This is a genomic window from Bacillus cereus group sp. N12 (assembly GCF_016483575.1).
In the GTDB taxonomy this organism is placed as follows: Bacteria; Bacillota; Bacilli; order Bacillales; family Bacillaceae_G; genus Bacillus_A; species Bacillus_A toyonensis.
This window is the reverse complement of record NZ_JAEHBO010000006.1, coordinates 85120-109096: the sequence shown is the minus strand read 5'-3', so window position 1 is coordinate 109096 and position 23977 is coordinate 85120. Positions and strand designations below refer to the sequence as shown.

Below are 23977 nucleotides of genomic sequence, written 5' to 3'. Positions count from 1 at the left end.
ACTCGTTGTTACATCTTTTGTTTTTACTTTGCATATTGAATGCGTTTTTGTTGCTCCGCAATATTTAATTCTGGAGTATATTGTTTTACTAAATGTAATACCTCTCCCATTAACAATTCTAACTCTTTCACACTATTCTCTGGATGTCCTATTAAAATATTCGCCATACGCTCATATAAATTTTCAGGCTTAATCCCCATTCGTTCCACATTATATGGCATCCATTTAAATGCAGGATGATGCACGTACATGCGGTTCAGACCAAATAAGACTCCAAATATATTTCTTTGAACTTCACAAATAACATCATATAGCATAAGCCAATCTTTTCGTTTTAAAAGAGCCTCTCGATTATGCCAACGATTGCTTAACCAAAGGTTTTCTGCAATCATTTTTTGCGCCAATTCTTCTGGATACGCTTCAACTCTATCTTTTAGAGTATGTACTTTCACTTCTCCATACAAACTCACACCATCATGAATGGATGATACAATACATTGTTTCTCATAATTGATATCATACCGCTCTACAACTTCTGAAATAATTTTTTCTACGGTCACTGTTAAAAAATTACTAATCTCTAGTTTAATTCCTTCTTTCGTCAAATACGTCTCCGACCATTCTTCTTCCTCGTAAGGATAATATGATAAAATTTCTCCACCAATATGATTAATAGGCTCTTTACGATCCTCATCCTCTGGTGGTTCCGACCATAAAATATGTAATTCAATATCTGAATGTTCATCCTCTAATTTTCTAGCTACTGAACCTGCTAAAATAATAGCTTCGATTTTCGGGTTTTTTCTATAAATCTCCGACATTTCTATCGCTTTCTCTCTTAATCCCATTTCATTCCCCCCTAAAACTGCAGTACTCCCCTTACTCCTCATTTATCTATTTCGATATTGCATATTATATTACCTTTTCAAATTCACACTTAATCAAATTTCTACCCAATAACGCTGAACAACTTCACCAGTACGAGAAGAAACTATCTCATTTTCTAACACACCGCCAACCTTTTGAATCGTTTTAGCAGAACCGATATTGGATTTATCGCAAGTTATTAATACTTTCTGCAATCCTAATTTTTGCGCTTCAGTTAATGCAAGCTTTAGTTGTTTCGTAGCGTAACCGTGGCGACGTTTATTCGGATGGACACTATATCCAATATGACCGCTTTCCCTTAATAATTCTGGATTTAATCTATGTCTAATATTCACAAAACCTATAAGTTCCCCTTTTTCAAAACTTAAAAACTGACTAGATGGCACTCGATTCGCTTGTAAGTTTTCTCCTACTTCTTGTATACTCACTTTTTCAAACCATTCAGCTAGGGAATCAAAATTTTGTAAAGAGCTACTACCGTGTGGTTGTTCTCCTGCATGTAAAAAAGCCTCCCGATACTCTATAATTTGTTCACTATATTCATGCGTTGGTTTTAATAGTTTCATCGTGCTTTCCCCCTCTTAACCCCCTAAAACAAACCCCTTAATAGCTCTATTTCACCATTAAGGGGTTTCTATCATTTTTATTCAAATAACCCCATACTCAAATAACGTTCACCAGTATCAGGTGCAATACATAAAACTTTTTTACCAGCGCCTAGGCGCTTCGCTATCATAATTGCTGCGTACACAGAAGCTCCTGAAGACGGCCCTACTAATAAGCCTTCTTGTCTAGCTAAGTTTCTCATTGTCGTTAAAGCCTCTTCGTCTGCAATTTGAATAATTTCGTTATACACTTCTGTATTTAAGTTTTTCGGAATAAATCCTGGGCTTGTTCCTACTAGTTTATGAGGACCTGGTACACCACCTGATAAAACGGGAGATCCTTTCGGTTCCACTACTGCAATATATAAGTTTGGTAATTTCTCTTTTAACGTTTCACCAGTCCCTGTAATCGTTCCGCCTGTTCCTGCCGTTGCAACAAAAGCATCAAGCTCTCCATCCATTTGTTCGTAAATTTCAAGTGCAGTCGTATAACGGTGAATATTCGGATTAGCTGGATTTTCAAATTGTTGCGGGATAAAACTATTCGGTATTTGTTTTTGCAGTTCTAACGCCTTTGCAATCGCTCCTGGCATTCTTTGTTCTGCTGGTGTTAAAACTACTTCTGCCCCGTATGCTTTCAATAAATTAATACGCTCTTTTGACATATTGTCTGGCATAATTAAAATCGCTTTATACCCTTTAGCAGCTGCGTTCATCGCTAAACCAATTCCTGTATTCCCACTTGTCGGTTCAATAATTGTATCCCCTGGTTTAATGAGACCATTTTCTTCTGCAACATGAAGTAAATTATAAGCAGCACGGTCTTTCACACTACGTGATGGGTTAAACATTTCTAGTTTCACATACACATCCGCTGCGTCTTCCGGAATAAATTTAGATAATCGGACGACAGGTGTATCTCCTATTAATTCTGTTACGTTTTCACATAATTTCATAGTGCATCCCCTATTCTATCGTTTTCTTATCACTTGGTAATAACCATGAAGTAAGTCCAATTAACGGTAAACAACTACATAATATCATAATGAACTGAAGGCTATATATATCAGCTAATTTCCCAAGAACTACAGCACCTAATGCCCCAAGTCCAAACGCAAGACCTACGATTAATCCTGACACCATTCCCACTTTTCCAGGTACAAGCTCTTGCGCGTATACAACAATTACACTAAAACTACTTGAACTAATAAAACCGATACATAAAAATAAAGGTACGACCCACACAAGTGAGACATGTGGTAATAACAGTGCAAGTGGCGCTGAACCTAACATTGAAAATACGATGATGTTTTTCTTACCAAATCGATCTGCTAACGGTCCTCCGAAGAAAGTTCCTAACACACCAGCAATCATAAATGCGAATACGAAATACTGCGCATTTTTTATAGATAAACCGTAATGCTCAATTAAGTAAAATTGATAGAAATTCCCGATACCGGCACCGTACCAAGAGCGCACAAAAGTAAGAAAAACAAGAAGTATAATAACGAATTTAATGTGTGTACTTACAATTGCATTTTCCGCCTCAAGCGCAGCTCTCTTCTTCCTTCTTACAGCGCCGGTTGCTAATTCATTTTTGTACCAATTCGATACGAAAATTAATAATATAATTCCTACTGCTGCAAATGCTGTAAAACCTAAAGAACCAATTTGACCAAGCGGAACGAAAATTAGCGCTGTAAAAATGGGAGCTAAGGAATTCCCCGTGTTTCCCCCAACTTGATAAATCGCTTGCGCTAACCCTCGTTTTGCACCTGCCGCCATATACGCAACACGAGCGCCTTCTGGATGAAAGACTGCAGAACCTAAGCCAATAAATAAAACAGAAATAATAACAACTATAAAGTTCGGCGCAAATGCGAGTCCAATCATCCCAAGCATACTTGAAAACATGCCGAGTGGTAATAAAAATGGTGACGGCTTCTTATCTGAATACATACCAAACACCGGTTGCATAATCGATGACGTCATATTTAACGCAAATGCAATCCACCCTACTTGCATATAGGATAAATTCATCGTTTTTTCCAAAATAGGAAACAACGCCGGCACAACTGCTTGCATTGAATCATTTAAAAAATGTCCAAAGCTTATCGCAAATAATATTCGATATATTGTCGGTGTTTCTACTGTGTTTTTTTGCGAAACTGCCTGCATATGTGAATCTCCCCTTTCTGTACAAAATATTTATTTATTAAAGTAGGTGTAATAAATTCTGACTTTTGAAACATTTCTATTCTATACTGCTTTCATTTCTTTTTCCAGAAATATAACTTAACTTCCGTCATTGGCTTGAATCCTTGTAACTTTCAGCAGCAAAACATTACAGAAAAAGGCAACCCAATCACATACTGGGTTGCCTCTCAAATTAAATCGCAAAACGCTTATACTTTTCGTAATCACTCGTCTTACATTCTAGTTCAATTTTTGTACCTTCGTTTTCATAACTCGTAGATAAAACGTGCGCATGATTGTTGAAATAAGAAACTACCTGTCCTTGATCATACGGAATTAACATTTCACACTTCGTATACTCTTTATAAATATACGAGCGAATCATTTCTACAAGCTCTTCAATTCCAACATGCTTCTTCGCAGATAAATACACGCGGTCTTCTTGTACTTTTGGAATTTCAACATCTATCATATCTGATTTGTTATATGCATATATCGTTGGAATATTTTCTACTCCAATTTTCTTTAACGTTTCATTTGTAATATCAATTAATTGTTCATAATTTGGATTTGCGTAATCTACAACGTGAATAAGTAAGTCTGCTTCTGCTACTTCTTCTAACGTTGAACGGAACGCTTTCACAAGATGATGTGGTAATTTACTTACAAATCCAACCGTATCCGTTAATAAAAATGATTTATTATCTGGTAAATCAATATTTCGTACAGATGTTTCTAATGTCGCGAATAACATATCTTTTTCAAATACTTGTTTTTCTTCCGTACCATTATAAATTTCCAGCATTGCATTCATCGTCGTTGATTTTCCTGCGTTTGTATAGCCTACTAATGCTACAACTGGTACTTCATTTTTCTTACGTTGCTTTCGCTGCGTTTGACGCTGAGCAACAAGCGCTTCTAAGTCTTTATTTAAAACTGAAATTTGCTCTTCAATTTTACGACGGTCTAACTCTAATTTTTTCTCACCGACACCTTTATTTTTCGTACCAACACCTCCGCTCTGTCTTCCTAATGATTCACGAAGACCGATTAAACGAGGCATCATATACTGAAGATGCGCTACTTCTACTTGCAGCTGCGCTTCTTTCGTTTTCGCACGTTGCGCAAAAATATCTAAAATTAAAATGGTACGATCAATAACTTTACAGTCTAAATCTTCCTCTAAATTTCGAATTTGTGAAGGAGATAATTCGTCATTAAAGATTACCATATTCGCATCTACTTCATTTACATAGGCTGCTACTTCTTCAATCTTTCCTTTTCCAATATAATGTGATGGGTTTACTCGTTGTAAATTTTGCGTCACTTGCCCGATTACCTCTACATCACAAGCTTCTGCAAGATTCGTTAACTCTTCCATAGAATATACAAAATCATCTTCATTTCCTAAATTCACTCCAACTAAAACTGCTCTTTGTAATAATTCTTCCATATATTTATTCCTCCATTTCGATTACGTAAAATAAAAAACACAGGTCGCTGCCTGTGTTTTCGTAAACGGATAAGGGTTCACCAAAGAAATAGAAGAAAGTTATACTTCCATCCTATCTCATAGTCAATAAGTCTCAAGATCATATACGAATCCACAACAAGTGTTCACCTATACGATCCCAATCTAATTTTAAAGGCAAAACAAAAAGAGGGCGTATTCGTCCCTCCCTCTTTTTCACATATAAGCTTAATAAAGGGTTCCTTTAAAATAGGCAGACCAATCCCGTTCACTCTGTACACAGACAGAGCCTTTGAGCGCTATTCAATTATTGGCACAAAGTATTGAGACGTAATCTGATTAAGATCAAAGGAAGCCCCTCCGTTCATTTTAAGTTATATAAAGTGTAGCATAAGTAATTCGCTTTCACAAGGTTAACCCCCCTATAGAAACAGAAAGAAAATCTTTATATTTTTACTTTAATCGTCATTTTTTGCGTGTTCTTCTCACAAAAAAACTAACAACAGCAATGATCAATAGCAGACCTATGGATATGATAGCAACTTGCCACCAACTGAAACCACTCACCATTCCACCTTTTAAATTCACTTTCTTCGTCGGAACAGACTCTTTTGCAATATGACTTAAAGCCGCTTTGTCCACCCCTGCCTCATCCAATCTCTTCGTTCCACTACAACTATGTGTGTGTAATTGTTTTTCTGATCCCCTTTGAGAAGAAAACACTAAGTACTCTCCTCCCTCTACAAAGTGAAACACACAATCACAAGCATGAGATTTCTCTGGAAAAATAATAAGAATAAAGCTACAAATAATGACAACAGGCAACATGCGCAAAATTCTTTTCAAGGAGCCCCACTCCCTTCATTATCAATTTCAAAAGCTTCTCGTATATTATTTTTACGCTACTCGTCAAATTCCTCCAGAGTAAATTAAACAGTATCGTTTCCATACAATAAAAGTCTTTATTGACATTTTTTATAACCTGGTATTAGTATAAGGTTATAAAAAATAAGTTAGGAGATGTCCCTATGAATTCTAAATCTCGTATTACCGCAATTGGTACTTATGTTCCAAATCAAATATTGTCTAATAACGATTTAGAAAAAATGGTCCATACGAACGATGAATGGATTGTGCAAAGAACAGGCATGAAAGAAAGAAGAATTGCTAACGAAGACGAATACTCCTCACACTTAGCCATTAAAGCAGTCGAAAATTTGTGTACAACATATAAGAAAAACTTAGAAGATATTGACTGTATCATCGTTGCTACAACTACTGCTGACTATGTTTTTCCTAGTGTCGCTTGCCAAATACAACAATACTTCAACATACCTCATACACTAGCTTTTGATTTAAATGCGACTTGCGCTGGTTTCACATACGGACTGCATGTCGGTAATAGCTTAATCACTTCTGGATCACATCAAAAAGTACTCGTCATAGCGACAGAGACATTATCTAAAGTTACTGATTACACCGATAGAACGACCTGTATTTTGTTCGGTGATGGCGCTGGAGCTATTTTATTAGAAAGAGATGAAAACAAACCAAGCTTTATTGCTGCTCACATGGGAACAAACGGTAACGGTGGTATTCATCTATACAGAACAAACTTATCTACTACTATGAATGGCACACCACTACAAACAAATGAAAAAATCGTTCAAAACGGAAGAGAAATATATAAATGGGCTGTACGAACAGTACCATACGGCATAAAAGAACTATTACATACTGCAAATTTGCAAATAGATGATATAGACTGGTTCATACCACATAGTGCTAACTTAAGAATGATTGAATCTATTTGCGAAAAATCAAAAATATCTATTCAAAAAACATTAACGAGTGTGGAAGATATGGGGAATACATCTTCCGTCTCTATTCCACTCGCTTTAGATTTAGCTAGAAAAAAAGGAAGATTAAATAACGGAGATACACTTTTGCTATACGGATTTGGCGGTGGACTTACGCATTTAGGGCTTATTGTGGAGTGGGATTTAAGTTAAGTATTGAAAAAGAGGTTCTAATTAGTAACTAGAACCTCTTTCTCATTTAATTTCTCGCCCCTTTTCGAGACCATATCACAATAGGAATAAGCAATAATGCTAGCACTCCTCCCGCTAATGATAATGCGGCATAACTGGAATTCGCTACTATCATACCTGACATCGCTCCACCAGAAGCCCCAGCTAACGCAACAAATACATCTATTTTGCCTTGTGTTTTTGCACGTGTAGAAGGTATAGTTGCATCAACAATTTGAGCTGTGCCACTTATTAAACCGAGGTTCCAACCTAACCCAAGTAAAGACAGAGCAACAATTAATAATAGTAAAGAATCACTCGGCGCCATCGCAGCTATGACACCCGCCGCTAATAAAATTATTCCACCAGCTATACTCATCGTAGTTCGTCCGATTTTATCAATTAACATTCCTGTAACGAGAGACGGAAGATACATTGCACCTACATGAAAACCAATTACAAGCCCTACTGCACTTAAACCATGACCATGATGCCCCATATGAACTGGCGTCATCGTCATAATCGCAACCATCACTATTTGAGTAAGTATCATAACGATTGCTCCAACTGTAATACCTCGTTTGTTTTCTTTCACTTCTTCTGTTACTGGTTGCCCTTTATATGTATGTTCTCGTTTATATATTTCTATTATGTTAGCAATAATTAATGGATCTGGACGAAGCATAATAAAAAGGATAAGACCCGCCAGTATAAATGCCGCTGCTGATAATATAAACGGACCTGCAAGGTTAGGAATTCCGATTGAATGGGCAAAATCTCCCATTACGCCTACTAAGTTCGGTCCTGCAACTGCACCGAAAGTCGTCATAACCATCGTAATACTAATAGCAGTTGCTCGTTGTCTCTTATCTGCTAAATCGGTACCAGCATAACGAGCTTGTAGATTCGTCGCTGTACCTGCACCATATATGAGTAAAGAGACTAGTAATAAAATAATACTATTTGTTAAAGCAGCCAATACAACTCCAATAGCCCCTAGCCCCCCTACTATAAACCCTGTTGCAAGTCCTATTCGGCGACCATATTTTTGCGATAACTTCCCAACAAAGAAAGCCGCTACCGCAGACCCCATTGTAAACATAGCAGCCGGTAATCCTGCATGTGCATCTGTCCCAAGCATTTGCTGCGCAAGAAGTGCACCTACTGTAATTCCAGCAGCTAATCCCGCTCCACCGAACATTTGTGAAATACTTACGATTATTAATGTTCGTTTATATAATTTTTGTTGCTCTTCTTCTGTGTACATACGATTACGTATTGAAGCATCTGCTGTCTCTATCATTTCCTCACCCTCTCTATAAAACTAATACCTCTTGTTAATGTACTATAGAACAACAAAATTCCAAAATTTAAAATGCTACAGTTTATTTATTAATGTAAAGAACCCCACGGTTTATGTTTCGCTCATTACCGAGGGGCTCCCAAAATCACAGGGTAGATTTTCCTATATTTTACATTCAAACTTTCGACTATTTTACAACTACATCTTGATTATTTTCAAAGCCCTCTGCCTTACCTTCTTTCATTTCATAATAATAAGAAGGTAATTCTATACCATGCTCTAAGAAATAATCCTCAATTAATGAAATAATCACTTTCAATGTTTTCAAACGTGCATATAATTTATCATTACTCGCGATAATTTGCCATTTCGCATTTGGCTTATTTGTTTTTTCAAACATTTCTTCCATTACTTCAACATACTCGTCCCATTTTTCACGATTACGCCAATCTTCGTCTGTAATTTTCCATCTCTTCAAAGGATTATTCTCTCTATCTTTAAACCTTTTTAACTGTTCATCTTTGCTAATATGATAGAAGAACTTCCCTATTATGTAATAGTCATCTGTTAATAGTTTTTCAAAATCATTAATCTCATCATATGCTCTCATCCACTCTTCCTTTGTAGCAAATCCTTCCACACGCTCAACTAACACACGACCATACCATGAGCGATCAAAAATAGTAATTTGCCCGTACTGTGGAATTTTGCGCCAGAAACGTTGCAAATAATGGTAACGTTTTTCATGAGGTGCAGGCGCTCCAATTGGAGTTACTTGAAAACCACGCGGGTCAAGATGTTCCGTCACCCGCTTAATTGCCCCACCTTTACCAGCCGCATCCCAACCTTCCATAACGAGCATAACCGCGATTTTTTCTTCTTTTAAAATTTGCTGTAATGCTAATAAGCGCCTTTGATATTTTTCGAGTTTCTTATTGTACTTAGATTTTGATTCAATTTTTTTCGTTAAATCTACTTTAGCAAGATGCCCATTTTCCATAAAACAAATCCCCCTTGTTGTATGATAATATTATTTTAACATATTTTTGGTAAATTTTTCATATTACAAAAAACTGTGCAGGAAAATCTCTACACAGTTTTTCACTCTAACTTTACATCTACCTCGATATTCCCTTTTCTATTGCTCACAGCTTTCATAAAGAATATAGCAATTAAAACAACTGTAATAACCGTGCCTGCAATCGGAGATATGTTTAGTGGAATGTTAGAAGCGATTTTCACATTTTACAATCGAATGATTGGGGGAATCCCCCTTCTAGTAAAAAATAAGCAAATACTGTAAAGCCAATGATTACTACTGAAAATTATGTAGTTACAACTCCTATTGGTATTGTAAGCAGCGTAACATTTGAACTTTCTCTTACAGAACTGACAATTGAATATATACCTAAAATAAAACTAAGTATCGCAATACTTATATACACAATTACTGCATACCAAGGATTAAAGTCTAATAAGAGTCCAGAAATAACTATATACAAAAATAATAGTTGCAGAAAAACACTGCTCCCCATACTTATTAATATTCTCAACATACGCTTCCCCTTATGTTCACCATTCCTTTTTTTTCATTGCGTTTGATGTGTATTAGCATATGAATCAAATGTAATAATTCTTAACAATCACCCTTACATTAAATGGTATATCCTCTTATAAAGAGAAGATAATAACAAATAAATCCGTTACAGAATGGGAGTTCTCAAAAAATGAAACGAAAAATATTCTTTCTCTTTGTGCTTATTTGTGTAGTACTACCAATGCAAGCTAGCGCTTACACATTTCAATCGCTACCAATTGTGTTAAAGTCTAAACAATGGTATATCGAAATTGATAAATCTCATAACTCAAATGAACAAGTAATCCGGTCAAAACAAGGTGTATATGATACGTATAGTTTACTCGTAAAAAATATCGGTACTGATGTTTCAAATGTATCTGTAGAAATACTTGATAACACGCCTACATCTAAAGCTACCTTTACACCTACTACATCTGATGAAAACATCTCAAAAAGTCATACAAGCTTTGACCACATGGTATTTCCATTAGACTTTAATAGCCATAATTTTAAAGTCGTTATTACTTGGGAAGAAAAGAATTTCTCTTACAATGGTCATCCGGTAAATGAGGGTAAAAAAATGAAACAAACATTTGTATTTAATGAAGACTAAGCCTTATTTTAAGTATGGCTTAGTCTTTTTTTATGAAACCCGATTGGATCGCTTCTGTCACTTCTTTTGCAATTTCCATTTTCGTTGCTTTCTTGCAAATACATGTTTCCCATATATGTACAGAAGGCTCTTCATTAGAAAGATGCTTCAGTAATATGAGCCGTTCATACTCTAGTTTATTATCAACAGGAGTCACAATATATACAGTAAAATTCTTCGTATCAAATACCTGTTCTTTTACAACATATTCGCCTTGTAGTTCCGATTCTAAAAATTCGTTGAGGCAATCTACAACCATATAAAATAACTCCTTTCATTATTCATTCAAATTATTAATCAAACTTACGAATACTTGGGACAGATAGAGCAATTACAATTGTAAAGATTACGAATAATGCTAGCATTAATATAGTTACCTCTCCGCCTATTACATTCGCTAACCAACCAACAACTACATATCCTAATGGCAATAAAGCAAAAGAACCTAACATATCAAGGCTTGCTACTCTTCCGAAAGCTTCTTCCGGTACGAGCTCTTGTAAACTCGTTTCCCAAATGAGTCCAAATATCATCATACCGAATCCTTCAATTGCCATTAAGAATATTAAAGCAGGCGCCCAAGAAATAAAAGGCATAACTAATAGAGCGAAGCCGCTAATTAAAACACCTCCATAGGCCAGTAACCCTCTCTTGTGCCACCGCTCTTTCCCACCAAATATTAATGCGGCAATTACAGCACCGCCACCAGAAGATGCCATTCCCAGTCCGTAAACGTAAGCTTCAAAATGATGATGAATATTAAATAACCATGGAATTAATACGACGATAATGCCGGCATAACAAATATTTACGCAAGAAAAAACTAAGATTGTAATCCAAAGCCACGGATGACTTTTTAAAACTAAAACACCCTCCATAAACTCCTTTTTATAATCAACCTTACTCTTTTCAATCGATTTTATTTTTTTAAACTTAATTTCTTTTAAAAATAATAAACATAAAAATGATAATAAGTACGTTGCTGCATCTAATCCAAATCCTATCCCAGCAGATGCAACTGAAACGATTAATCCACCAAGTGCTGGTCCAATTAACCGTATGCCTTGATTACTCATTTGCGTTAATGCATTAGCTGCATTGCGAATTTCAGGTACGAATACTTTCGCCCTCACGGCAGAATATGCTGGCTGAAATATCCCTTCCATAAGTCCATATACGGCAACGAGGACATATAACAGCCTAATCGTTAACAAATCCGTAAATATAAGCGATGCAAGTAATAGCATTACTATACAGCGGATTATATCCGTAAATAACATTAATTTTACTCGATCAATTCGATCTACAACTAACCCTGCAAACGGTAAAGCAAGAATATTAGGTAGCATATACATTGCCATAGTCATCCCCATTACAACTGTTGAACCAGTTAGTGAGTAAACAACGACTGGCAAAATAACCATTGTTATAGAACTCCCTAAAGTTGAAAGCAATTGTCCAATCCACAAAAACTTAAAATGCCGTGATACTTTGACTGGCAACAGTAATTTTCCGACATATCCTAAACCTTTTTGGGTTTGTATTTCTCCCTGCATTTTCCTCACCTCTTTTCACTTAACTATAAACTCTATAATAAACATCTGAAAAATATTAATATTCTATTTTAAATTATAATATGAAACTACTATATTTATGGTAAAATTATCAAAAAAATACAAGGGAGAAAATATGGTCATGCCTTCCAATTCACCTAACATCGAGCACCAGATCTATACAATGTGTATGATCCAGCGTAACAATGAAATTTTACTTTTAAAACGTCCCAATCATCGAGGCTTTCCTGGCTATATAGCTCCTGGCGGAAAAGTAGATTTCCCAGAAAGTATCGTCCAAGCTGCTATACGAGAAGTGAAAGAAGAAACTGGACTACACGTTTCTAATTTAACTTTTAAAGGGGTAGACGAATATGTAAATCCTAAGGAGCATGTTCGATATATGGTATTCAACTATTGGACAGACTCATTTGAAGGCGAGCTTCTTATTAATCCTCCTGAGGGTGAATTAGTATGGGTGCCAATCGATACAGCACTCAATCTTCCTATGCAAGATTGGTTTAAAGAAAGATTCCCATTATTTTTTAAAAAAGGCACGTTTGAAATTCAACGTGTTTGGGACCGAGACTTAGATAAACAAGTCGCTATGACAATTACCCATACGTAAAAAAGCTTGGAATCCCTCCAAGCTTTTCTTACTTCACCTCTATTTTCTTAATCTCATAATCAATTTCTAAAAACTTAACTCCGAATATCCACATTTTATGGTGAGCAGTTAGCATGTGACCCTTTCCCTCTTTAATGATAAAAATCTCTGTTAACGGTAAACGGATTGTAAAGAAACCAGTATGTAGATAAATCCCCTCATCTCCCTTACTATTTTCTCTCAACTTACTAGTAATGATTAAATCATTGCTATCATTACATACTTTTAAAATACCTGTCATATTCGAATAAGGTAAAGGCAATGCGATATTCATATATGTCTCGTTCTTATGCGTATGTTTTGAATACAGAGCCAAAAAAATAGACTCTCCTGCTTCATTTTCCCTTAGCCAAGCCCTTACATTCTCTCTTCCATCTTTCTCATCATTTACACCTATGATAGAGCCATACATTGTTTCCCACTTATCGCCCATACCTAAATGTATTTGTCCTACTCGTTTACTCATTTTCGTATAACAAAATGCAAATGGACGGAACCAACGAGCCCATTTAATATTCGATTGTAACTCATACGCTGCTGTATTTTCATAAAAACGAATCATACTTAAAGGAACCTTCGTCACGTCAAATGACTCACTATGAAAATCATTTATTTTATCAACTAAACCGTTGTATTCCTTACTATCTACTAAATTTCCATTCTGTAAAAATGTCCCACCAATTCTCACGCTTCCTCTTAATCTACTCATTGGTTTCCCATAGTACTTATAATTTGGAGCACTCTTTTCAATCATCCAACCTACAAATGCTGGTAATGCTACTCCAATGCCATTTACCACACCGTGAATCCAAACCATTTGAGCAATTGTAATCGTCAGTACTTGTTTTAAATTTCCGTATGAATATATGAGTGAGAACATAATTGTAACCATGAGCGTACTAGACGAAATGATTAAGAGAACCTTTGCACGAATAGCATTAAATTTCGCTTTCCAAACGTAAATACCATATCCATAAATAGCACATAAATATATCACAACTGCAAAAAATTCTAATATCCTCGAATATGTAATTCCTATTGCAACTGTCATAGGTGAAATCATGATGATAAACATAATAGCATCATACACTTTACTTCTCTTTTCTCTTTTTCTCCCTATTAAACCAGCTGATAATGGCAATAAAAACGCCGAATAATGAAAATGTGCAGCTGTGAGTAAAACAATGTCAGAGCTAAAATGCATAATTGAAAGTTTTGCTACTGAAGCAAAAAACCAAAAACCACCTAAAAACAAATAAATAAACGCACTATCTATGACGGTCTCCTCTAACGGCTTCCATCCTCTTTCTAGCAATCTACTTACACCAAATAACGCAACAATTCCTGTATATACAAACCAAACTAGCGCAAATAAATAGTGATTTGTGACGAAAGCTAGCATTGCGCAAATTGCTGCGATTGGATATAAAAACGATACGAATTTATAAAATAATAAATACGATCCATTTCTTGTTCTTTTATCAATAATACAAAAAGACATCGGTATAAATAATAAAACAGATAATAATATAATTGCTTCAACAGGATTTATATTCGACCACTCACATATTAGAAAAACAACATAACAAGCAAGCCCAAATATTATATTTTTCATATCGTTTATTCCCTTTCTACAAATGTTCCCTTGTATGAAAAAAGCGAACCAATTAACGGGTTTCGTACTTGTACATGAATTCGAAAACACTTAAGTGTTTCATCATAACTTTCAACAATTTTTGCCTCACCATACAAAAATTTTGGTAACGGCATTTTTCTTCCAAACATATAAAACCATTGTTCCTTTGAAGAAATATGCATTGCCCCTAACTCATCGATATGAAAATGCAGTGTAGAAACGAGTAAATGTGGTTCGCCAAAATAATCTACAATTTCATTTTCGTTTTCATCCAATTGCATAACTGCGTTAAAATATCTTTTCTTATTATGAAAATAAAAAGTACGGTTCCACCTTACTAATTCTTGTCCATATTCATCTCGCTCAGCTATGTTTTGTATCGTAAATGGAATTTCCTCTCCTCGTTCCGAGAAAAACATTCGAAACTTCGATGCAATTTTCAATATAAATTTTACGAAAAAAGAGCCACCGTAAATTTCATCCATCTTTCCTTCCCCTGTAAAACTATTCTCTTCTGTAATCGCATAACGCTTCTGCAATTCAGGATGAAGATTTTTATAGGTATCCCCTAATAATCGTTCATACATATTAGCCATACACTTGTCCCTTTCTCGCCCTATTGCAATTTTTCGCGCTTGGTAAATCGAAACTATTTATATAACCGACAATTGATAACCCCATTAGAAGAACATTTAATGTAATCGGATTAAACGGCCCTGTAAAGCTTGCGATATTCGTAAATCCTGCCGCTAACGTTAAGGCTATTAACATAAAAATATGTACGACAAATACTTTTCGTTTTTGAAATGGCAACAACCATATGACACCAAAAATAATTTCTAGTAATCCAATTATTTTAAGTACAAAAATACTATGTTCAGTTGAACCAATCATCACAGATAGCATTTTTAGTTCTTCTGAATGAGTAAACACTAGTTTCGGTACTATTCCTTGATACATCCATACAAAAGCAAATAAAAAACATACGAGCCAATACGTCATTGTTCTTCTAATTAGTAACCTAGGATGAAGCCCCTTTTCTAACCATAATTTTAAGGCATCAAAACTCCAAGCAGTCGCCCAACCTAATAATGGACGAAACATATATGAATCAATCACATTTCCTATACGACCATATCTCGTATCATAATCATATTGCGTTTCAAAATGAATACACTCTTTATGCGGTGTATACTTCCAATAACCACGCCCTATTCGTATAAGTGATAATGTATTGTCTGTCCAAAATTTCAAAGAAGAAATCCGTTCACCAGTTTCTTTTCTTATTTCACCTATCGATTCCCCTTCTCCGCCTATTTCAAGCCCAAATCCTATCTTTGTTTTATATAAAAACTTCTGTGGTTCTCCCTCTTTTTTCTCTAAATACGAGATTTCAGTAAAACGAGCATCCCACTCTGTATGTAGGTCTGGTTCTTGCGTATATTCCCATAATTTCTCTATTGTTGTTTTCATTTCTGTCGCAACATAAATAGGCCTTTTTCTTTTCATACTCCGACCTCCTATACTCTATATTTTTAATGTACATGTAATATATGTATTTTGCTACATTTTTCACAAACTTCATCTCTAAAAAGAAAGAATTTTGAAAATATATATAAAACACTTGATTCCCTGAATAATTTAAATTATTATAAAACAAATGTTACCAACAACTTCATAAATCAAACACTCTCGCCTAAAACGTGAGATAGAGGTTGCAATACTTATGAGTATTCTAATGGAGACACAGAGATGTCTATGAAATTGGATGAAAGGAAGTGTTGCCGAAATTGATAAATTTCTCTGCATTTATCAATTGGGGCTGTTTTCGAATAGAAACAGAACTGTCATATGTACAGACGTGTACGTATGAAGAGCTATCTACAAAAAAGAGATATCATTTTCATGGTATTCCTTTTTTGGCGGTTTTTTTATTAGCTCCGTTTTCTGTTTCCCTTTTCCTGTAACAGCACCATCCTCACTTATTTGAGATGGTGTTTTTTGTTTTTCTCTCTGGTAACTACAGGAATATTGGGATTTATATATGTCCTAATCTATTCTTAAAAATGGACGAAAGAAGGAATTCGTAATGGAAACGATTGTACAAAAATTTGGTGGTACTTCTGTCGGAAGTGTTGAGCGCATTCAACATGTGGCAAATTTAATTATTGAAGAATATGAACGAGGACATAGTATCGTCTCTGTCGTTTCAGCAATGGGGAAAAGCACAGATAAACTTGTAGCACTTGCTAACGCTATTGCGGAAAATCCAAGCAAACGTGAAATGGATATGCTTCTATCTACAGGAGAACAAATAACTATTTCATTATTAACAATGGTACTACAAGCAAAAGGTTATAACGCAATTTCATTAACAGGATGGCAAGCTGGTATTACGACAGAATCTGTACACAGTAGTGCACGGATTACTGACATTAACGTTGAGCGTATTCAGTCTTATCTTACTGAAGGCACGATTGTTATCGTAGCTGGTTTCCAAGGAATCAGTGAAAAAAATGAAATTACAACGCTTGGACGTGGTGGCTCTGATACGACAGCTGTTGCATTAGCAGCGGCACTAAAAGCGAACAAATGTGATATTTATACGGATGTAACAGGCGTATACACGACGGATCCACGAGTTGTAAAGACAGCTTACAAATTAGATGAAATTTCTTATGATGAAATGTTAGAACTGGCAAACCTCGGCGCCGGCGTATTACATCCACGTGCTGTTGAATTTGCCAAAAATCATCATGTCGTTTTAGAAGTTCGCTCAAGTATGGAACAAGAAAACGGAACAATTGTAAAAGGAGAATGTAACATGGAACAACAATCAATCGTTAAAGGTATTGCTTTTGAAGATAATATTACACGTGTCACAGTGAAAGGATTAGAGCAAGGTTCACTTTCAACAATTTTCTCTACGTTAGCTAACGCACATATTAATGTAGATATTATTATTCAAAGTATTACAAATGAAGGAACTGTTCATCTTTCCTTCTCTATCCATTCTAATGACTTACAAGAAACACTAGAAGTATTGGAACAGAATCAAGAAGATCTTCACTATGAGTCTGTAGAACATGAAAATCATTTAGCAAAAGTATCAATTGTAGGATCTGGTATGGTATCTAATCCAGGTGTTGCTGCGAATATGTTCACTACTTTAAAAGAAGAAGATATTCATATTAAAATGGTAAGTACATCTGAAATTAAAGTGTCTGTCGTTATTGACCGCCTTCATTTAGTAACAGGTGTGGAAGCACTTCATCAATCATTTATGGCGAAAATTGAGCCTTTAGTGCAAATGAGCTAATTTAATATTTTTATTGTAACTTACAAAAACATATTAATCTATTTCTTTCCTATATAAATAAAAAGCTGTTTGCATAGATTTCAAGACTCTACGCAAACAGCTTTTTAATATATTATCGATATCCAAAAATCATTATAAAACAATGATATTATTCTTTAAACTCTTTCCTAGGAAATATAGTTGACTCTTCTTACTTCTTATCACACATATCGTTTCTCTCTTTCCCTTGAAAAAATGATCTATATTCATTGAAAATAATTTTCTTCACATCCGAGTAAAAGACCATCATGAATAGTGCAATTCCTAATACAACCACCTGTATTTTTTCATACTCAATGAACGCACTCATAATGAGCAAACCACATCCAATATAAAAACCAAACTCATTCTCTTTCTCAAAATCCGCCTCTTCTTCATCAATATGTATTTTCTCTTTAAAGCTTTGATTCCCTTTTATTAACTCATCTAGCGTAACGTTGTACATTTCGCTCAGTAAAATTAAATTATCAATGTCAGGGTAACTTTTATCATTTTCCCACTTATAAACCGCTTGCCTCGTCACACCAATTTTTTTAGCAACATCCTCTTGCGAAAACTCCTTTGATTCTCGTAGTTTTTTTAGCTGTTCTCCTATACTCATAACGCCCCCTCCTTTAACAAATTATTACATAAAAGGAGATAAAAAAGAAAGAAACTATTAGTAACACGCACTGTAAACCACTAGTTTACACAATAAAAAAAGGGAGAGTAACTCTATTTTCAAGCTACTCTCCCTCTCACTTATATTAATTAAAACAGATGAATGTTTTCTTTCTTACAAGCTTCACGTAAATCGTCAGGCCATACAGAAGATTGAACTTCACCGATATGTGCTTTGCGTAAAAAGTACATGCACATTCTTGATTGTCCAATACCACCACCAATTGTTAATGGTAGTACATCTTCTAAAATACCTTTATGGAAATCATACTCACGTTTGAAATCATCACCCGTTTTTGTTAATTGTTCATCAAGTGATTTACTATCAACACGAATTCCCATTGATGATAATTCGAATGAAGCTTGTAATACTGGGTGCCAGAATAAAATGTCACCGTTTAATTTCCAATCATCATAATCGGCTGCGCGTCCGTCATGCTTTTCACCTGAACGAAGTGCATCACCAATTCCGATAATGAAGACTGCACCGTGTTCTTTTGCAATTGCATGTTCACGGTCTTTCGGCGTTAATTCTGGATATTTATCTTCTAGCTCTTGGGAAGTAATGAAAACAACTTCTTCTGGTAAATACTTTCCAAGGAACGGATATTTTTCAAATAAGTGATCTTCCAAATCTTTGAATATTCCATAAATTGTTCGTACTGTTTCTTGTAAGTAATCTACAGTGCGCCATTCTTTTTGAACGATTTTTTCCCAATCCCATTGGTCGACGTAAATGGAATGTGTTGCATCAAGCTCTTCATCACGACGAATCGCGTTCATGTTTGTATATAAACCTTCACCAGCTTCATATCCATATTCATGTAGTGCAAATCGTTTCCACTTTGCTAGTGAATGAACAATTTCTAATTCTTCTCCTGAATGTAACATATCAAATTCAATTGGACGTTCTACACCGTTTAGATGATCGTTTAATCCTGATTTTTTTGTTACGAATAATGGTGCAGATACGCGGAATAGTTCAAGACGTTTTGCTAATTGGTCTTCGAAAAATGTTTTAACTTCCTTAATTGCGATTTGAGTCTCTCTTACTGTCATTAATGATTGATACATGGTGGTTTCCCCCTAAAATGTTTGGATGTTGTGAAAAGAAGCCAACAAAAAAAGCCCTTCTTCCCCAAAAAACTGGGACGAAAGGCTTTGGTTCCGCGGTACCACCCAAATTAGCAACAGAGGTTGCTCACTTATACAGTACGGAGATGAAGATCTCGATACTGTTCTTCTTGTAACGGCGAAGTGCCCGGCTAAGTCTACTTTCCTATAAAGGGTTTCGGTTAGCAACTCCAGGAGGTTCTTCATAATAGGCTTCGTATCAGGCTCACACCACCCCTGACTCGCTTAGACTACGTCCTACTACTACTCGTCCTTTCATAGTCGTTTTGTTGTCACATCTCTGAAACATTTTATTAATGATTATTCTATACAAAAAACAAAGAAAGTCAACAAAAAGTTTTAAAATATTTTTCAATTCTATATTTTACGGCTTTATTGATTGTTGTTAATTTAACATCTTTACTTCTTCTGCCTCGTCAATCCAAAAAATGTTTCACTAACCGAAACTAACGTATACACAACAATTAGTGTAATCGTTCGAAATATAGAATCCGCAGTATTTCTTATTATTTTCATTTTCTTTGTAATTCCTTTCAGTTTACTTGCAATTTCATGATATACTATAGCATTCAAGCAGTTTGTTTTTACTTAAAGCAAACATAGTCATTTATCAAGAGTATTTTCTAATTCATTGACTATTATCAAACAAGATTTTTATATAACGGAGTGATCATATGAGCAAAACGAAAGCGAAACCGAAAAAAGGTGTAGGACAAGGTACAGGAAGTAAAGGATGGAACCGTTGGCAATCAAGTGCAAAGAAAAAGAAAGCAGCAAAGCCATACAAAAGTAAAGGCACAAAGAAGTAATTTAAATACCATTTGATTTCTTTACTTTGTTCAAAACAAAATATAATTATTACAACAAAAAAACTATGCTCTCATAAATTTGAAAGCATAGCTTTTTTTATTTTAAATCATAAGAATTTCTCGAATTTCTTCCTCAGTTATGGAGGATAATTTCCCTTCTCCTGGCTCAATTACTTCAGCAATTAAATTTTTCTTCGTTTCTTGTAGTTCATGCATTTTCTCTTCAATTGTTCCGTGGGCTACTAACTTAATAACTTGCACCGTATTTTTTTGTCCCATTCTATATGCTCTATCTGCTGCTTGTTGTTCGACAGCTGGATTCCACCATAAATCATATAATATCACTGTATCTGCACCAGTTAAGTTAAGACCCGTACCACCAGCTTTTAAAGAAATAAGAAACAAATCGCCTTCACCTTCGTTAAACCGATTGCATAGCTCTACACGTTCCTGCGCTGGTGTACTCCCGTCTAAATAAAAGTATGGAATCGCTTGACGATTTAACTCACGACCAATAATGGAAAGCATCTTCGTAAATTGAGAAAAGATCAAAATTCTCTTCCCAGTACTTCTACATTCTTCTAAAATCTCTAACAGTTGTTCAAATTTAGCTGAACTGCCTTTGTAATCATCAACGAATAAAGCAGGATGATTACAAATTTGTCGTAATCTCGTTAAACCAGCTAAAATTCTAATTTTATTTTTACGTAACGTATCTTTGTCTAAATGTTTTAACGTTTCTTCCCTTAATTTCGCTAAATAAGCTGCATACAATCTCTTTTGGTCTGGTAATAACTCCGATGACTGTAAATGCTCTATTTTATCTGGCAACTCATTTAATACGTCCTCTTTTAATCGTCTTAATACGAATGGTTTCACTCGCTTCGCTATATCCTCACGCCTTAAATCACCGAACTCTTTTCTTCCTGGTAATAATTCTGGGAAGACGACATGGAAGATAGACCATAGCTCTTCTAACGAATTTTCTACAGGTGTTCCTGTTAATCCGAAACGATACTCCGCTTGAATCGTTTTCACCGCTTTTGCAGTTTGCGTTGTAGGGTTTTTAAACGCTTGTGCTTCATCAAGAAATAGTGTATGAAACGGCCTTTCATACAACCTTATATCTCTTCTCAGCAATGGATATGACGTAATTATGACATCAAATTCTGCTATATCTTTTAAAATTTTTCGGCGCTCTATTTGATTTCCATCTGCAATAACTGCTCTAATATGCGAGGCGAATTTTTTCAATTCACTCAGCCAATTATAGACGAGGGACGACGGAGAGACTACTAATATAGGCATGTTTTTCTCTCGAATTTCAGGCAAAACAGAGTCTATAAAAGCAATGCTTTGCAGTGTTTTCCCGAGTCCCATATCGTCTGCTAAAATGCCCCCAAAACGGTAATAGGCGAGTGTTTTCATCCACTCGAATCCATAAACTTGATACTCTCGCATTTCTGCATGTAAAGTATTTGGCACAGCAAATTTCAATTTTTTCGGGTTTTGAATATTTTCTACTAGCTCTTGAACAGAATCATCCAAACTTAAAACATTACCTTCGTGAAGTCCGTTCATCCATTTTACACTCTGGATAAGCGGAACATTCACTTCTTCCCCATGTAAAAATTCTTTCCGAATACCCGTTTCTTTTACAAATTGATTAATTTCATTAAACTCTTTACTCTCCAGTGATAATAAAGAACCGTTCGCTAATCGGTAATATTTCCGTTTCTCTTCAAGAGCTACTAATACTCCTTTAATTTCCGCCTCCGGTATTCCTTTTATATCAAAACGAAATGACAACCAGTCTATCCTCTCTTTTCGTCTAACTCTAATAAGAGGAGCTGTATCTCCTTTATGAATTCGTAATTTGATTGCTGTCGTCGCATAAATATCAAGTAAACCTTTTAATGTTGGAACGACGTGATATAAAAAATTGTACTCAGCTTCTTCATTATGCATAAAGTAACCGCCTTCCGTTTTCGCAAAGGCACTTTCACTCATAATATCTAAAATCTCTTTTTCCTTTTTCTCATCACGATTAAAAACAGACGGCTGTCCATCCTCTTCTAACGGATTAATTATGACGTTTCCATAGTGAAATTCAAGACCTGCTAACAAGCGATTTTTCACTCTATCTAAATATAATTTCACTTTTAATACGGGTGTTTCAACACGATCTGATACTACCTCATCTATTCGTACAGTTCCTAGCTTCATTAAACCTGGTACAACTTTCGCTACAAAATATTCCATCTTATCTGCCGGAATGTATAATTGGTTACTACTAGAGCGGTTCATCATTTTTTGTAATTCGATAAGCCGCTTGCAATCCTCAGCGTTCAACTGATACAGTTTCCCTCCAAATAGAGCATAACTATACGTATCCATTACCTCAACTCGTTGTAAGCCATCAATATAAAGCGTAAACCCACTGTTACTCCCTTTATTAAACTCAAAATGTAATGGAAGGAGTCCTTTTGAAATTTGTAAACCATGAAAAGATTGTCCATTTTGATTCAGTCTCACACACTCAACTTTAGAAAGTAAAGACAGCATATCCCCCCAAGACGCTGGCGGTATTAAAATCATGCTATCATCTTGTTTTGCATGTACTTCTAGCGTATCCTCATACATTTTTTCATTATGATGAATTTTAATAAGTTGCTGAATAATCGCATCTGTATCTTGTTTAAAGCTATGTACATCTGGTGTATATGTAAACTCATTGGAACAATTAAAAAGTTCTCTTCTCTCCACCTTAAAAAGAAATTCTCTAATCTGGTTTACGAAATACGTTTTGGCAAGTTTCAGCTGCATTCCTAGAAGCGCTCCACCTTGTTTCGTAACTACTGGTGTACAAATAAATTCAACATGAAGTATTTCACGTGTATCAAAACGATGTTGTTTACTTTTCGGTCTCAGTGGCTTGTCTGCAAACAACTGAAACATCCCACTTGTTAATTGATCATTTCCGCTCATGTGTTCACTACTAGCTCGGCGCATTCCACCCGTTTGCTGATTATAATTTATTTGTATCAATACTGCTGCAACATGTTGACAGTACGTTTGAAAAGACGCTAATGAAGGACAACTACATTTCGCAACAACATCACCCTTTTTAATTTTTTCGACTGTAACATGAAAATCTTCGTTTCCTTTTACTGTTGCCTCGCAAATTTCTTTATTTTCATCATAATGATTTATTATTACTTTATTTGATTTATAATAAGCTTCGCCTCTTTTATATGAGGTCTCTCCGCACACTTCTTTAATAATCGATTTATTTAATGTAAAACTCATTGCTTTGACACTTCCTTACTGTAAAACCATTTTCTCTTACTTAACATTTTACATGCTTCACGAGAAAATATAAAATGTTGGTTTAACAAAAAAGATACTTATTTATAAACGCCTCAGACTGTAAGCA

General features: G+C 35.3%; 21 protein-coding genes, 1 riboswitch and 1 other annotated feature. Of the genes, 5 read left to right on the top strand and 16 right to left on the bottom strand.

The window, feature by feature from the left end:
* Nucleotides 1-23 precede the first annotated feature (23 nt).
* The 6 genes from JDS92_RS05445 to JDS92_RS05420 all read right to left on the bottom strand — a co-directional run bounded on the left by JDS92_RS05445 (nucleotide 24) and on the right by JDS92_RS05420 (nucleotide 6006).
* Complete coding sequence (locus JDS92_RS05445; RefSeq protein ID WP_000524268.1) at nucleotides 24-848, bottom strand: DUF4037 domain-containing protein; 825 nt, start codon at nucleotides 846-848, stop codon at nucleotides 24-26.
* A gap of 93 nt (nucleotides 849-941) precedes the next feature.
* Nucleotides 942-1454 (bottom strand): GNAT family N-acetyltransferase, encoded by a 513-nt coding sequence (locus tag JDS92_RS05440; protein ID WP_199631620.1) that lies wholly within the window; start codon nucleotides 1452-1454, stop codon nucleotides 942-944.
* A gap of 77 nt (nucleotides 1455-1531) precedes the next feature.
* Nucleotides 1532-2449, bottom strand: coding sequence for a cysteine synthase A (cysK, locus tag JDS92_RS05435; RefSeq protein WP_000762271.1), 918 nt, complete (start codon nucleotides 2447-2449; stop codon nucleotides 1532-1534).
* A 10-nt stretch (nucleotides 2450-2459) separates the two neighbouring features.
* The gene (locus JDS92_RS05430) at nucleotides 2460-3671 is read right to left on the bottom strand and encodes an MFS transporter (RefSeq protein ID WP_001149432.1); all 1212 of its coding nucleotides are present in this window, start codon (nucleotides 3669-3671) and stop codon (nucleotides 2460-2462) included.
* Nucleotides 3672-3882: 211 nt separating this feature from the next.
* A complete protein-coding gene (hflX, locus tag JDS92_RS05425) occupies nucleotides 3883-5142 on the bottom strand; it encodes a GTPase HflX (RefSeq protein WP_000391892.1) in 1260 nt (419 codons plus the stop codon).
* Nucleotides 5143-5625: 483 nt separating this feature from the next.
* Nucleotides 5626-6006 (bottom strand): hypothetical protein, encoded by a 381-nt coding sequence (locus tag JDS92_RS05420; protein WP_199631619.1) that lies wholly within the window; start codon nucleotides 6004-6006, stop codon nucleotides 5626-5628.
* Between the two features lie 182 nt (nucleotides 6007-6188).
* Here JDS92_RS05420 and JDS92_RS05415 point away from each other — a divergent pair, with 182 nt between their 5' ends.
* Nucleotides 6189-7172 carry a ketoacyl-ACP synthase III gene (locus JDS92_RS05415; protein ID WP_097958992.1) on the top strand — a complete coding sequence of 328 codons (984 nt, stop codon included), beginning with the start codon at nucleotides 6189-6191 and terminating at the stop codon, nucleotides 7170-7172.
* Between the two features lie 46 nt (nucleotides 7173-7218).
* Here the strand turns inward: JDS92_RS05415 and JDS92_RS05410 are convergent, their stop codons facing one another.
* Both JDS92_RS05410 and JDS92_RS05405 read right to left on the bottom strand, forming a co-directional pair.
* Nucleotides 7219-8493 carry an MFS transporter gene (locus JDS92_RS05410; RefSeq protein WP_199631618.1) on the bottom strand — a complete coding sequence of 425 codons (1275 nt, stop codon included), beginning with the start codon at nucleotides 8491-8493 and terminating at the stop codon, nucleotides 7219-7221.
* A 187-nt stretch (nucleotides 8494-8680) separates the two neighbouring features.
* Entirely contained in the window at nucleotides 8681-9493 is an 813-nt protein-coding gene (locus JDS92_RS05405) for a polyphosphate kinase 2 family protein (RefSeq protein WP_097958990.1), read from the bottom strand.
* 727 nt (nucleotides 9494-10220) lie between these two features.
* Here JDS92_RS05405 and JDS92_RS05400 point away from each other — a divergent pair.
* Nucleotides 10221-10685, top strand: a complete 465-nt coding sequence (locus JDS92_RS05400) for a hypothetical protein (RefSeq protein WP_000823157.1) — start codon at nucleotides 10221-10223, stop codon at nucleotides 10683-10685.
* 19 nt (nucleotides 10686-10704) lie between these two features.
* Here JDS92_RS05400 and JDS92_RS05395 read toward each other — a convergent pair whose 3' ends face one another.
* Together JDS92_RS05395 and JDS92_RS05390 are read right to left on the bottom strand one after the other, a co-directional pair.
* Nucleotides 10705-10983 (bottom strand): hypothetical protein, encoded by a 279-nt coding sequence (locus JDS92_RS05395; RefSeq protein ID WP_000259572.1) that lies wholly within the window; start codon nucleotides 10981-10983, stop codon nucleotides 10705-10707.
* 34 nt (nucleotides 10984-11017) lie between these two features.
* On the bottom strand, nucleotides 11018-12280 hold the full coding sequence (locus JDS92_RS05390) for an MFS transporter (RefSeq protein ID WP_199631617.1): 1263 nt from the start codon (nucleotides 12278-12280) through the stop codon (nucleotides 11018-11020).
* Nucleotides 12281-12419: 139 nt separating this feature from the next.
* Here JDS92_RS05390 and JDS92_RS05385 point away from each other — a divergent pair, with 139 nt between their 5' ends.
* Entirely contained in the window at nucleotides 12420-12905 is a 486-nt protein-coding gene (locus JDS92_RS05385) for an 8-oxo-dGTP diphosphatase (RefSeq protein WP_097954141.1), read from the top strand.
* Between the two features lie 28 nt (nucleotides 12906-12933).
* Here the strand turns inward: JDS92_RS05385 and JDS92_RS05380 are convergent, their stop codons facing one another.
* The 3 genes from JDS92_RS05380 to JDS92_RS05370 are packed head-to-tail and all read right to left on the bottom strand — an operon-like array spanning nucleotide 12934 to nucleotide 16089.
* Nucleotides 12934-14559, bottom strand: coding sequence for a YndJ family protein (locus JDS92_RS05380; protein ID WP_098711711.1), 1626 nt, complete (start codon nucleotides 14557-14559; stop codon nucleotides 12934-12936).
* A gap of 5 nt (nucleotides 14560-14564) precedes the next feature.
* Complete coding sequence (locus JDS92_RS05375) at nucleotides 14565-15176, bottom strand: DUF4166 domain-containing protein (protein ID WP_000002649.1); 612 nt, start codon at nucleotides 15174-15176, stop codon at nucleotides 14565-14567.
* The gene (locus JDS92_RS05370; RefSeq protein WP_199631616.1) at nucleotides 15169-16089 is read right to left on the bottom strand and encodes a DoxX-like family protein; all 921 of its coding nucleotides are present in this window, start codon (nucleotides 16087-16089) and stop codon (nucleotides 15169-15171) included. The genes JDS92_RS05375 and JDS92_RS05370 overlap by 8 nt, the downstream gene beginning before the upstream one ends.
* A 192-nt stretch (nucleotides 16090-16281) precedes the next feature.
* A riboswitch (Lysine riboswitch) is annotated at nucleotides 16282-16468 on the top strand.
* Nucleotides 16469-16669: 201 nt separating this feature from the next.
* Between JDS92_RS05370 and JDS92_RS05365 the strand changes: the two genes are divergently transcribed.
* Nucleotides 16670-17899 carry an aspartate kinase gene (locus JDS92_RS05365; protein ID WP_199631615.1) on the top strand — a complete coding sequence of 410 codons (1230 nt, stop codon included), beginning with the start codon at nucleotides 16670-16672 and terminating at the stop codon, nucleotides 17897-17899.
* 190 nt (nucleotides 17900-18089) lie between these two features.
* Here JDS92_RS05365 and JDS92_RS05360 read toward each other — a convergent pair whose 3' ends face one another.
* Both JDS92_RS05360 and asnA read right to left on the bottom strand, forming a co-directional pair.
* Complete coding sequence (locus JDS92_RS05360; RefSeq protein ID WP_000021945.1) at nucleotides 18090-18539, bottom strand: helix-turn-helix domain-containing protein; 450 nt, start codon at nucleotides 18537-18539, stop codon at nucleotides 18090-18092.
* Nucleotides 18540-18688: 149 nt separating this feature from the next.
* A complete protein-coding gene (asnA, locus tag JDS92_RS05355; protein WP_000284901.1) occupies nucleotides 18689-19672 on the bottom strand; it encodes an aspartate--ammonia ligase in 984 nt (327 codons plus the stop codon).
* Between the two features lie 70 nt (nucleotides 19673-19742).
* Nucleotides 19743-20000, bottom strand: a binding site (T-box leader).
* A gap of 406 nt (nucleotides 20001-20406) precedes the next feature.
* Between asnA and JDS92_RS05350 the strand changes: the two genes are divergently transcribed.
* Nucleotides 20407-20541, top strand: a complete 135-nt coding sequence (locus tag JDS92_RS05350; protein WP_000047591.1) for a DUF3934 domain-containing protein — start codon at nucleotides 20407-20409, stop codon at nucleotides 20539-20541.
* 102 nt (nucleotides 20542-20643) lie between these two features.
* On the opposite strand, the gene JDS92_RS05345 is transcribed toward JDS92_RS05350, so the two are convergent.
* A complete protein-coding gene (locus tag JDS92_RS05345) occupies nucleotides 20644-23850 on the bottom strand; it encodes a DEAD/DEAH box helicase (RefSeq protein WP_199631614.1) in 3207 nt (1068 codons plus the stop codon).
* Nucleotides 23851-23977: the final 127 nt, after the last annotated feature.